The sequence below is a fragment of the Stenotrophomonas bentonitica genome (genome assembly GCF_002887735.1).
Taxonomy (GTDB): Bacteria; Pseudomonadota; Gammaproteobacteria; order Xanthomonadales; family Xanthomonadaceae; genus Stenotrophomonas; species Stenotrophomonas bentonitica_A.
The window spans coordinates 122,246-134,293 of record NZ_PKQP01000006.1 but is presented as its reverse complement, the minus strand read 5'-3'; the positions used below and the strand labels follow the sequence as shown (position 1 = coordinate 134,293).

Annotated in this window: 11 protein-coding genes and 1 pseudogene; 7 read left to right on the top strand and 5 right to left on the bottom strand. The window is 66.3% G+C overall.

What is annotated here, in order from left to right:
* The first annotated feature begins 307 nt into the window (after positions 1-307).
* From C0R07_RS12880 to C0R07_RS12860, 5 genes and pseudogenes are all read left to right on the top strand, one after another.
* A pseudogene (locus tag C0R07_RS12880) lies at positions 308-823 on the top strand (single-stranded DNA-binding protein).
* Positions 824-1,241: 418 nt separating this feature from the next.
* Complete coding sequence (locus tag C0R07_RS12875) at positions 1,242-2,144, top strand: hydroxypyruvate isomerase family protein (RefSeq protein WP_174704358.1); 903 nt, start codon at positions 1,242-1,244, stop codon at positions 2,142-2,144.
* A gap of 26 nt (positions 2,145-2,170) precedes the next feature.
* Positions 2,171-3,856, top strand: a complete 1,686-nt coding sequence (locus C0R07_RS12870; RefSeq protein WP_070473482.1) for a GMC oxidoreductase — start codon at positions 2,171-2,173, stop codon at positions 3,854-3,856.
* A complete protein-coding gene (locus tag C0R07_RS12865; RefSeq protein WP_070473480.1) occupies positions 3,856-4,431 on the top strand; it encodes a gluconate 2-dehydrogenase subunit 3 family protein in 576 nt (191 codons plus the stop codon). Before C0R07_RS12870 ends, C0R07_RS12865 begins: the two co-directional genes overlap by 1 nt.
* Positions 4,432-4,442: 11 nt before the next feature.
* Positions 4,443-5,189, top strand: a complete 747-nt coding sequence (locus C0R07_RS12860) for a 3-keto-disaccharide hydrolase (protein ID WP_428991905.1) — start codon at positions 4,443-4,445, stop codon at positions 5,187-5,189.
* Positions 5,190-5,228: 39 nt separating this feature from the next.
* Here C0R07_RS12860 and C0R07_RS12855 read toward each other — a convergent pair whose 3' ends face one another.
* The 5 genes from C0R07_RS12855 to C0R07_RS12835 are packed head-to-tail and all read right to left on the bottom strand — an operon-like array spanning position 5,229 to position 9,875.
* Positions 5,229-5,519, bottom strand: coding sequence for a c-type cytochrome (locus tag C0R07_RS12855; RefSeq protein ID WP_070473477.1), 291 nt, complete (start codon positions 5,517-5,519; stop codon positions 5,229-5,231).
* Between the two features lie 21 nt (positions 5,520-5,540).
* A complete protein-coding gene (locus C0R07_RS12850; RefSeq protein ID WP_070473538.1) occupies positions 5,541-6,422 on the bottom strand; it encodes a sugar phosphate isomerase/epimerase family protein in 882 nt (293 codons plus the stop codon).
* 19 nt (positions 6,423-6,441) lie between these two features.
* Complete coding sequence (locus tag C0R07_RS12845) at positions 6,442-7,566, bottom strand: Gfo/Idh/MocA family protein (RefSeq protein ID WP_070473475.1); 1,125 nt, start codon at positions 7,564-7,566, stop codon at positions 6,442-6,444.
* Positions 7,567-7,577: 11 nt separating this feature from the next.
* Complete coding sequence (locus tag C0R07_RS12840) at positions 7,578-8,795, bottom strand: nucleoside permease (protein ID WP_102789084.1); 1,218 nt, start codon at positions 8,793-8,795, stop codon at positions 7,578-7,580.
* 27 nt (positions 8,796-8,822) lie between these two features.
* Complete coding sequence (locus tag C0R07_RS12835) at positions 8,823-9,875, bottom strand: sugar phosphate isomerase/epimerase family protein (protein WP_070473473.1); 1,053 nt, start codon at positions 9,873-9,875, stop codon at positions 8,823-8,825.
* A gap of 95 nt (positions 9,876-9,970) precedes the next feature.
* Here C0R07_RS12835 and C0R07_RS12830 point away from each other — a divergent pair, with 95 nt between their 5' ends.
* Together C0R07_RS12830 and C0R07_RS12825 are read left to right on the top strand one after the other, a co-directional pair.
* Entirely contained in the window at positions 9,971-11,023 is a 1,053-nt protein-coding gene (locus tag C0R07_RS12830; RefSeq protein WP_102789083.1) for a LacI family DNA-binding transcriptional regulator, read from the top strand.
* On the top strand, positions 11,011-12,036 hold the full coding sequence (locus C0R07_RS12825) for an AI-2E family transporter (protein ID WP_070473469.1): 1,026 nt from the start codon (positions 11,011-11,013) through the stop codon (positions 12,034-12,036). Before C0R07_RS12830 ends, C0R07_RS12825 begins: the two co-directional genes overlap by 13 nt.
* Positions 12,037-12,048: the final 12 nt, after the last annotated feature.

Below are 12,048 nucleotides of genomic sequence, written 5' to 3'. Positions count from 1 at the left end.
CAGGCGGGGAGACAGTGAAGAGACATCATGCCATGCGCCGTGATGGCGGGGCCGGGAGGTCCCTCGGGCTGGCGGCCAGCGGCCTGCGGCGCGGGGACTGAACCGCCGTCACCGTTGCGGCATATGGCTCGAGCAGGTTTCCGGTCGTTCCCGGCCGGAATTCCGACAGGGTCGGGGACGGCGGCGATGATAAGATGGTGCAATCTGGATCCCCCCAATTCTCCCAAGGGCGGCCCGGCAGATCTGCACCCCGCCCGGGGCTGTGATATGACTGCGGCCTGCCCTCGGACAACGGAAGAGCAACCCTATGGCGCGCGGCATCAATAAAGTCATCCTGGTCGGCAACCTCGGCAACGACCCGGACGTGAAGTACACCCAGGGCGGTATGGCGATCACCCGGATCAGCCTGGCCACCACCAGCGTCCGCAAGGACAAGGATGGCAACCAGCAGGAGCGTACCGAATGGCACCGCGTGGTGTTCTTCGGGAAGCTCGGCGAGATCGCTGGTGAGTACCTGCGCAAGGGCAGCTCGGTCTACGTCGAAGGCAGCCTGCGTTACGACAAGTACACCGGCCAGGATGGCGTGGAGAAGTACTCCACCGACATCATCGCCGATGAAATGCAGATGCTCGGTGGCCGTGAAGGCGGTGGTGGCGGTGGCGGTGGCGGCGAACGTCCGCAGCGCCAGCAGGCCCCGCGCCAGGAGTAGGGCGGTGGTGGCGGTGGGGGTGGTGGCTACGGCCAGCAGCGCCCGCAGCAGCAGGCTCCGCAGCAGTCGGCGCCGCCGATGGACGACTTCGCTGATGACGATATTCCGTTCTGATTTCTGATTTTTACGGATGCAAACAGAAACCCCGGTAAGCCGCTGTGCTTGCTGGGGTTTTTCTTTTTTGCACGGGAAGCTCTGCTTCCTGCCGGTTTGACGCCTGTCTTCTGCCCGTAGCCATGGCACGATGGGTCACAACTCAAGGGAGAAGTTGCGCCAAGCGATGACTCGCCGGCGATAAGCGGATCCTGCTGCGCGGCGGCACTGTCCTTCCGTAGCCCCGTGAACGCGATTGCGTGGCGCGCCGCTCTCCCATCGCACGCACACGGCGACCGGCATCACGCGCGTTGTGCCCTGCAGCATGCATTTTCGTGCACCGCGTCTTGCAAAAAAACGATGTCCTCCTCTATGGTGCAATCGATTGCATTGCAGCGGATCGCCAGCGTTTGACACCGGTTGGGAGGCCGGAAGACGGATGTCCATCCATTCGATCAGCCCGGCATCGGGGCCGGCCGGGGGTCTCACGCGACGCGATGCGCTGCGCATGGCGGCCGCAGCGAGCCTTGCCTTGGGCGCTGCGGCGGTGTTGCCTGCATCTGCCGGCACCGCGTCGCTCAAGGGCAACCTGAGGCATTCCGTCGCCCGCTGGACCTTCCCGCAGCAATCGGTGGCCCAGCTTTGCACGACGGTGAAGGACATCGGGTTCGCCGCCATCGATCTGGTCGGCCCGGAAGACTGGCCCACCCTGAAGGCCCATGGCGTATACAGCTCGATGTGCAACGGCGCGGAGCTGGGCCTTACCAAAGGCTTTGCCGGCCGTGCGTTCCACGACCAGCTGGTGGAGCGCTACACGCGGCATATCGACCTGGTGGCCGATGCCGGTTACCGCAACCTCATCTGCTTTTCCGGCAACCGCAACGGGATGGACCCGCAGGAGGGCATGGCCAATGCCGAGGCCGGCCTCAAGCGCATCCTCGGGCACGCCGAGAAACGTGGCGTGGTGCTGGTGATGGAGCTGCTGAACTCCAGGGTCGATCATCGCGACTACCTGTGCGACCACTCCGCCTGGGGCGTGGAGCTGTGCCAGCGGCTCGGCTCGGACAACTTCGGCCTGCTGTACGACATCTATCACATGCAGATCATGGAGGGCGACATCATCGCCACCATCGGCAGGTATCACGCCTGTTTCAAGCATTACCACACCGCGGGTGTGCCGGGCCGGCACGAGATCGGGGACCAGCAGGAACTCAATTACCCCGCCATCTGTCGCGCGATCCGCGACACCGGTTTCGATGGGTATCTGGCGCAGGAATTCATGCCTGCGGCACCAGATCCCGTCGGTTCGCTGCGCGAGGCCATCCGCCTCTGCGACGTCTGAAACGATATCCACCAGGTGAGAGATCCATGGCAGACAATCATTACGACGCCATCGTTGTTGGCTCGGGAATCAGTGGCGGTTGGGCGGCGAAGGAATTGACCGAGAAAGGCCTCAAGGTCCTGATGCTGGAACGCGGGCGCAACATCGAGCACGTCAAGGACTACGTCAACGCGATGAAGGAGCCGTGGGACTTCCCGCATCGCAACCGGCCTACACAGGCGATGAAGGCCGCCTTCCCCGTGCTGATGCGCGACTACGCGCTGGCCGAGAACCTGCAGGGCATGTGGGCCGACGAACAGGAATCGCCGTACATCGAGACCAAACGGTTCGACTGGTTCCGCGGCTACCATGTCGGCGGGCGTTCGCTGATGTGGGGCCGACAGAGCTATCGCTTCTCCGACCTGGATTTTGAGGCGAACCTCAAGGACGGCATCGCCACCGACTGGCCCATCCGCTACGCCGACATCGCGCCGTGGTACGACCATGTGGAGAAATTCGCCGGCATCGCCGGTACGCGGGAAGGGCTGGACGTGTTGCCGGACGGCGAGTTCCTGCCGCCGATCCCGTTGAACATCGTCGAGAAGGACGTGGCCGCCCGGATCCGGAAGGCCTTCGGCGGCACCCGGCACATGATCCACTCGCGCACGGCGAACATCACCAAGCCGATGCCCGAGCAGGGCCGGGTCAACTGCCAGTACCGCAACAAGTGCATCCTCGGCTGTCCCTTCGGTGCCTATTTCTCCACCCAGGCGGCGACGCTGCCGGCGGCGATGAAGACCGGCAACCTGACCCTGCGGCCGTTCTCCATCGTCAAGGAAGTGCTCTACGACAAGGACCGCAAGCGTGCACGCGGTGTGGAGGTCGTCGATGCGGAGACCGGCCAGACCTACCAGTACACGGCCAAGGTGATCTTCCTCAACGCCTCCTCCTTCAACTCGACCTGGCTGCTGATGAACTCGGCCACCGATGTGTGGGAGGGTGGGCTGGGCTCTTCGTCCGGTGAGCTGGGGCACAACGTGATGGACCATCACTTCGGCGCAGGGGCCTCCGGTCGGGTCGAGGGTTTTGAGGACAAGTACTACTTCGGCCGTCGTCCCTGCGGCTTCTACATTCCCCGCTTCCGCAACGTGGCCGCTGACAAGCGCGGCTACCTGCGCGGCTTCGGCTACCAGGGTGGTGCCAGCCGCACGGGGTGGTCGCGCGAGATCGCCGAGCTGAACATCGGTGCCGACCTGAAGGAGGCGCTGACCGTGCCCGGTGACTGGCGCATCGGCATGACCGGCTTCGGCGAAATGCTGCCGCACCACGACAACACGATCCGCCTGGACCGGGACCGCAAGGACAAGTGGGGATTGCCGGTGCTGGCGATGGACGTCGCCATGCGCGCCAACGAACTGGCCATGCGCAAGGACATGGCCGCCGATGCCGCCGAGATGCTGGAGGCCGCCGGCGTCAAGGACGTGGAGATGCACGACAACGACTACGCCCCGGGCAAGGGCATCCATGAGATGGGCACCGCTCGCATGGGACGGGACCGCAGGTCCTCCGTGCTGAACCAGCACAACCAGGTCTGGGATGCGCCCAACGTCTATGTGACCGACGGTGCCTGCATGACCTCCAGCGCGTGCGTGAATCCATCATTGACCTACATGGCGCTGACCGCGCGGGCTGCCGACCATGCCGTGCGCGAACTGAAAGCGGGGAACCTGTGATGGACCGTCGCGAACTGCTGAAAATGATCGTCGCCGCCACCGGTGCGGCGATGGTCGGCCTGCCTGCGCTCGGTCAGGCACAGGCGCCTGCCGCAGGAGCGAAGGCGCGCTTCTCCGATGCGGATGTTGGCACGCTGGACGAGATTGCCGAGACCATCCTGCCACGGACGAAAACGCCGGGGGCGAAGGACGCGGGCGCCGGCGCGTTCATGGCGACGTTCGTCAGCGACTGCTACACCGCCCGGCAGCAGGCGACGTTCCGTGCCGGCCTGGCCGATATCGACAAACGCGCCGGCGGCCGCTTCGTTTCACTTGCGCCGCAGGCGCGCACCGAACTGCTGCGCGCGCTGGATGCAGAGGCCAGGAAGCACGCGGTCGAGGTGAACGAAACCGGCACCGCCGAAGCAGGAGAGCCGATGCCGCATTACTTCACGATGTTCAAGCAGCTGACCATCTTCGGTTTCTTCACCTCGAAGGTCGGCGCGACCGAAGTGCTGAAGTATGTCGCCGTGCCGGGTCGCTACGACGGCGACCTCGCCTATGTTCCCGGTACACCCGCCTGGGGGACCAGCTGATGGATCACGCCATGAAGATCACGCCGCTATTGATCGCCGCCGGTGTGCTGGCCGCTGCACCGGCGTTCGCGCAGGCCGGTGCCGATCCCGTTCGCGATCCAGCGAAGACCGAGGTGTGGACGCCCGTGCCCGCGAGCGTGGCCACGCCGCCGGGAGGTGCGCCCTCCGACGCGGTCGTGCTGTTCGATGGCAGGGATGTTTCCGCCTGGGAGTCGGAGCAGGGGGGGCGCGTGCCCTGGAGCGTCGCCGACGGTGCGCTGACCGTGGTTCCCGGAAGCAAGGGCATCCGGACCCGGCAGCGCTTCTGCGACATCCAGCTGCACGTCGAATGGCGCTCGCCCATCGCGACAAAGGGCTTCAACGGCCAGGATCGGGGCAACAGCGGCATCTTCCTGCAGGAACTGTATGAGCTGCAGGTGCTCGACAGTTACAACAATCCGACCTATGCCAACGGCCAGGCGGCCTCGCTCTACAAACAGGCCATGCCGCTGGTGAACGCCTCGCGTGCACCGGGCGAGTGGCAGGCCTACGACATCATCTGGAAGGCACCGCGCTTCTCGCCGGGCGGCGGGCTCACCTCGCCCGCCCGCATCACCGTGCTGCACAACGGCGTGCTGGTGCAGGACGACACCGTCCTGGCGGGAAAGACCGAGTACATCGGCGCGCCGTCGTACACGCCGCATGCGTGTGCGCCGATCTACCTGCAGGAGCACGATTCCAGGGTCAGCTACCGCAACATCTGGGTGCGCGAGCTGTAGCGCCGGCACGAAACGGCAGCCGGCGCCGGCGCGGGCAGCCTAGTGCGCCAGGTAACTGGCGATATCGTCGATCTCCTGGGGCGACAGCTGTGGAAACGGCGGCATCAATCCGCCGCCCTTGCTGATCTTCTCCTTGATCTGCGCCGGCTGCAGCCGCTTGGCGACGTCGGTGAGCGCGGGGAACGTTGGCGGAACACCGGCGCGCTCGGCACCGTGGCAGGCCGTGCAGTGGGTTGCGTAGAGGGTCGCGCCGGCCGCGGGGTCGTTCTTGGACCACGCCTCAGGCACAAGCAGCGCAATCGACGCCAGTACGGCGAGGATCGGGATCAATCTGAAACACGTATTCAAGCATTACTCCTTTGCTGGCTGGCGCGGTGCGCTGGCGGGCAGGCGGGCGGGCAGGTGTCTGCGCAGGTAGTCCGCCCCGGCCTGGATGACCTTGGCCGGATCACGCGGCTGGTCGTGTTCGATGATGTACCACCGCACCCCGGCATCGGCCGCGGCCGGCAGGATCGTGTTCCAGTCGAGGACACCCTGGCCCACGGCGGCAAAGCCGCCTTCGTCTTCGGCGTGGCCCTTCGGCGCATTGTCCTTGGCGTGTACCGCGAACAGGCGGCCGCGGAATGTCTCCAGCATGGCCGCCGGGTCATGGCCCGCACGCGCGACCCAGGCCAGGTCCAGCTCGGTCAGCAGATCGGGTCCGGCGGCCGCGAACAGCAGTTCCAACCCTGTGCTGCCGTCGAAGTCGACCAGCTCGAAGTCGTGGTTGTGGTAGGCCAGCTGCATGCCCTTGGCCCGTGCCTGCGTCGCGATTCCGCCGAGTTCCAGGCCCAGTGCGGTCCAGCCTGCGGCATTGGTGGGTCGATCCTTTTCGTCCAGGTAGGGCACCACCAGCGTCGTGTTGCCGATCGACCGGTTGAAGGCCACCACGCCGTCCAGGTCCTTGCGCAGTTCGGCCAGTGGCACGTGCGAGGAAATCGCCCTGATCGAATACCGGTCCAGCAACTGCTTGAGTTCGCTGGCGCTGACGCCCTGCGTGCCCACCGTTTCCACCGCATCCACGCCGGCGTCGTGGACGATCTTCAACTGCTGGTCGAGCGGGCCGGCGTTGCGCAGTGTGTACATCTGCACGGCGATGGGCTTGTGCGGGCTGGCGGCTTCGTGTGCCAGGACGGGCAGGGCAGCGAACAGCAGCAGGGCGAGGGTGGCAGTTCTGCGGGCAGGCGTGTTCATCATGAGATGCTCCCGGGGTTCAACCGATGGCGGTCCAGGCACGGGTCCTGGCCGAGGTGATGACGCGGTCGACGATCAGCGCCGAGCGCACGCCGTCTTCGAAGGTGGGCAGGCCCTGCGGCTGTTCGCCTTCAATGGCGAGATAGGTATCGGCGACGAACGCCTCGAAGCACTGGGCGTAGCCCTGCGCGTGCCCCGCTGGCAGCACGGACAGCCGGCGTTGCTCGGCACTGCCGGCGCTGGGGCCGCGCACGAAGGTTTCCTCGCGCTGGTCGGGCTGGCCGATCCAAAGCCGCTCGGCGTCTTCCTGATTGAAGGCCACGCTGGCCCTGGCACCATCGATCTCGAACCAGAGGCGGTTGTGGCGTCCGGCCGATACCTGGCTGACCGTCAACGATGCCAGCGTACCGGCGCTGGTGCGGAACATCGCCGCCGCCACGTCCTCGCTGGTGACCGCCTGCATCGCGCCACCGGCTGCCGCGGTGGTGAAGCTCTGCCCGGTGTCGGTGCTGCGTTCGGCGATCACCGTGTCGAATGCCGCGCTGACCTCGGTGAGGCGCTCGCCGCTGACCCATTCCACCAGGTCGCACCAGTGCGAGCCGATGTCGGCGAACACGCGCGACGCGCCGCCCAGCGCCGGGTCCACGCGCCAGTTGTTGCTGGCCGGGTCCAGCAGCCAGTCCTGCAGGTAGCTGCCGTGAATCAGGTGCAGGGGCCCCAGTTCGCCATGGGCGATGCGTGCGCGCGCCTCGCGGACCACCGGGTGGTAGCGGTAGACGAACGGCACCGTGGCGACCAGCCCGGTCGAGGCGGCCAATGCGGCCAGCGCCTGGGCGTCCTCCAGCATGGTGGCCAGCGGTTTCTCGCAGATCACGTGCTTGCCCGCGTTCAGCGCCGCCTGCGCCATGCCGCGGTGCAGATGGTTGGGCGTGCACACGTGCACCACCTGCACCTGTGGATCGGCGACCACGTCCTCGATGTCCCGATAGGCACGCGGGACACCCCACGCCTGCGCCACGTCGCGTGCGCGCTGCGGAGACGATGCGGCCACGCCACGGATGTCGGCACCCGCCAGCAGCGCCGCGCGCCGGTGCACGGCACCGATCATTCCCGTGCCGACGATGGCGATTCCAGGTTTTGGCATCAGGTGGGTCCTCAGGGCGTGGAAGGTGCGGCCGCGACCACTGGCCGGTCGCGGAACAGCAACAGGAAGGCGATCAGCACGACCAGCGCGACGCCTGCCGGGAACAGCCAGATCTGTTGCCAATCTGGACCGGCTGCAGTGGTGAAGTGCTCCACCACCGCGCCGGACAGGAACGTATCGATCAGCATGCCCACGCCATACGTGGCCAGCGTGATGAATCCCTGCGCGCTGCTGCGCGCGGCCGGGCCGGCATGCGCATCGGTGTAGATCTGGCCGGTGACGAAGAAGAAGTCGTAGCAGATGCCGTGCAGCACGATGCCGATCACCAGCAGCGAGAAGCCACCGCCCGCATCACCAAAGGCGAACATGACGTAACGCACGACCCATGCGGCCATGCCCACCGCCAGCATCGTCTTCACCCCCAGCCGCACGAACAGGAACGGCATGGCCAGCATCAGCAGGACTTCGGAGACCTGTCCCAGCGACTGCAGGCCCGCCGCGCCGCGCACGCCCAGGTCGTTGAGATACGGGTTGGTGAAGTTGTAGTAGAACGCCAGCGGGATGCAGATGGCGATCGATGCCAGGAAGAACACGAGGTAGGAGCGTGACTTCAGCAGGCGCAGCGAATCCAGCCCCAGGATCTGTCCCAGCCCGGCGTCGCGCTGCTGTGCCAGCGGCGGGGTGTGCGGCAGGGTGAACGCATACAGGCCCAGCGCCAGCGACGCCATCGCCGCCATCCGGAAGGTCAGCTCGAGCCGGTGCGCCTGTTCCCAGCCCAGCCAGCCGATCAGTACACCCGCCACGATCCAGCCGACGCTGCCGGCCACCCGCACGAGCGGAAACTGCTTTTCCGGCGACTGCATGTGCCGCATCGCCACACTGTTGGCCAGCGCCAGCGTTGGCATGAACAGCAGCATGTACCCCATGACATAGAAGGAGAAGGTGCTGAAGTCCGTCGCCGTGGACGCCAGCCACATCAGCGCCGCGCCAGCGAGGTGGAGTACCGCGAGGATGCGCTGCGCCGCGAAGTACCGATCCGCGATCAGGCCGACCAGGAAGGGCGCGACGATGGCGCCGATCGATTGGCTGAGAAACGCCGTCGCGACCTGGCTCGCGCTGGCCTGCAACGGCCCCTGCACCAGGTAGGTCCCCAGGGTGACGAACCATGCCCCCCAGATGAAGAACTGCAGAAACATCATCGCGCCCAAGCGCGACATGGTGTGCGTCATGGCTTGCCCTCCCGGGGCGGTATCGGCTCAGATTCCCAGCATGCGGCGCAGTGATGCGGCGTCTGTGCCGCTGTCGGCAAAGTCATCGAAGGCGCGTTCGGTCACGCGGATGATGTGGTCGCGGATGAAGGCGGCTCCTTCCCGTGCACCGTCTTCCGGGTGCTTCAGGCAGCACTCCCATTCCAGCACCGCCCAGCCGGGAAAGTCGTACTGCGCGAATTTCGAGAAGATCGCCTTGAAGTCGATCTGGCCATCGCCGAGTGATCGGAACCGCCCCGGACGATCGATCCAGTCCTGGTAGCCGCCATACACGCCACTGCTGGCACTGGGGTGATATTCCGCGTCCTTGACGTGGAAGATGCCGATGCGATCGTGGTAACGGTCGATGAAGCCGAGGTAGTCCATCTGCTGCAGCAGCAGGTGGCTGGGGTCGTACAGGATCTTTGCGCGGGGGTGCTGGTCGACCACGTCGAGGAAGCGCTCGAAGGTCGCGCCGTCATGCAGATCCTCGCCCGGGTGGATTTCGAAGCATAGATCCACGCCGCAGGCGTCGAATGCATCCAGGATGGGGCGCCAGCGGCGGCCGAGTTCGGCGAAGGCTTCCTCCACCAGACCGGGTGGGCGCTGCGGCCAGGGATAGAAGTAAGGCCAGGCCAGTGCGCCGGAGAACGTTGCATGCGCGGTCAGCCCCAGTCGCTGGCTGGCCTTGGCGGCCAGCAGCAGCTGCTCTACCGCCCAAGCCTGGCGGGCGACAGGGTCGCCGCGTGTGTCCGGCGGCGCGAATCCGTCGAACAGGCTGTCATAGGCGGGATGGACGGCGACCAGCTGCCCCTGCAGGTGGGTGGACAGCTCGGTGATCTGCAGGCCATGCCCGTCCAGCATGCCGATGACATCGTCGCAGTACGCTTGGCTGCGCGCAGCTTCGGCCAGATCGAACAGCCCGGGCGCGCTGGTCGGCACTTGTACGCCAGAATAGCCCAGCCCCGCGGCCCATCCGGCCAGCGTGTCCAGCCGATCGAAGGGAGGTGTGTCGCCGATGAACTGCGCCAGGAACAGCGCTGGACCCTTGAGCGTTTTCAAGAGGATTCGCCCTCGATGCAATCGATTGCATTATCCTAGCAGGGGCATTCGAAAGTCCTGTTGTGCACTGCACAGCGGAAGGAAGAGGTAGCGCCATGGCCACCATCTACGACATTGCAAAGCACGTCGGCGTTTCGGCCGGCACGGTGTCGCGGGCGCTGTCCCGGCCGGACAAAGTGCTGCCGGCTACACGCGCGCGCATCGAGCAGGCCGCTGCAGCGCTGGGCTACGTGCCCAACACGGTGGCCCGTACACTCAAGACCCAGCGCAGCGGCAAGATCCTGGTCACCGTGCCGGATATCGCCAACCCGTTCTTTGCCCAGATCCTGCAGGGCGCGGAGGACGCGGCGCAGGCGGTTGGCTACGCTGTCCTGCTGGGCGATACCCAGAACCTGCCCGAGCGCGAAGAGCGCTACGCGCAGATGCTCCGGCGCAACGAGGCCGACGGCCTGATCGTGCTGGGGCACCGCCTGCCGCCGACGGCGCGCGAGATCGTCCAGCAGCGGGGCGCTGCCGCGCCGGTGGTCAACGGATGCGAATTCGACCCCGCGCTGGGCATTCCCAGCGTCCACATCGACAACGCGGCTGCCGCGCGCGCGGTGATGGAGCACCTGTACGGGCTGGGGCACGAGCGGATCGCCGTGGTGGGCGGGCCGCCGGACAATCCCCTGCATCAGCAACGGCTGGAGGGGGTCCGGGCCGCCGGCAAGGCGCGTGGCCGCCTGCGTCAGTTGAGCGTGGTGCCGGGCGACTTCACCGTCGAATCCGGACATGCGGCCGGGATGTCGCTGTTGGCGCGCGCGCCCGTGCCGACGGCGGTGTTCTGTTTCAGCGACCAGATGGCGCTGGGCGTATTGGCGGCCTGCCGGGATCTGGGCATCCGGGTACCGGGTGATCTGTCCGTCGTCGGCTTCGACGATCTGGCATCGTCGCGTTACCTCACGCCTCCGCTGACGACCATCCGGCAACCGATGCGGGAGATCGGTGCCCGTGCAGTCAACCTGCTGCTTGCGATCATCGAACGTGTCGATGTGCCGCTTCAGCAGACGCTGGATTTCAGTTTGATGGTGCGGGGCTCGACGGCGCCGCCCACACCACATCCACTACCATGGGCCACCCGTCTGGATGCCCCCGCATGTCCATTGTGATTCCCACGCTGCCCAAGCCACCCACCGCCCGCATCGCGGCCTGGCTGCTGATGCTGCTGGGCATGTGGCTGACCTTGAAGCTGGGCCTGGTGGTGACCCTGCTGTCGGGCCTGCTGGTGTTCCACCTGACCCACCTGCTGGCCTCCACCGTCGAGGGCAGGCTGCCGCCCGGACGTGCGCGCGCCTATTCGGTGATCGTGCTGTCGGCGCTGATCATCGGCGCGCTGACCCTGGCCGCGATCGGCATCGCCTCGTTCTTCCGCAATGAGACCGGTGGCCCCGATGCGCTGCTGATGCGCCTGATGGACATCCTCAACACCTCCCGCCACCAGGTGCCGGACCTGTTGCAGCCGTACATCCCGGAAGATCTGCAGGCCTTGCGCACGGCCATGAACGACTGGGCCGCCACCCACCGCCAGCAGCTCGGCATCGCCGGCACCTCGGCCGTGCAGATCAGCGTGCGGATCCTGATCGGCATGGTGCTGGGTGCGATGATCGCGCTGTACGACGAGCTGCCGCTGCCGAAGCTGGGGCCGCTGGCGCGCGAGCTGATCGGCCGCACCAGCCGCATGGCCACGGCCTTCCGGCAGGTGGTGTTCGCGCAGGTGAAGATCTCCCTGCTCAACACGCTGTTCACCGCCATCTTCCTGCTCGGGGTGCTGCCGCTGTTCGGGGTGCACGTGCCGCTGTCCAAGACGCTGGTGCTGATCACCTTCCTGGCCGGCCTGCTGCCGGTGGTGGGCAACATCATCTCCAACACGGTCATCACCATCGTCGCGCTGTCGGTCTCGTTCTACGTGGCCGTGGTCGCGCTGCTGTACCTGGTGGTCATCCACAAGCTGGAGTACTTCCTCAACGCACGCATCGTCGGTGGCGAGATCCAGGCACGCGCGTGGGAACTGCTGCTGGCGATGCTGGTGATGGAAGCGGCGTTCGGTCTGCCAGGGCTGGTCGCCGCGCCGGTGTTCTATGCCTACATCAAGCGCGAACTGCTGGACCAGCGCTGGATCTGAGGGCCGGGCCGC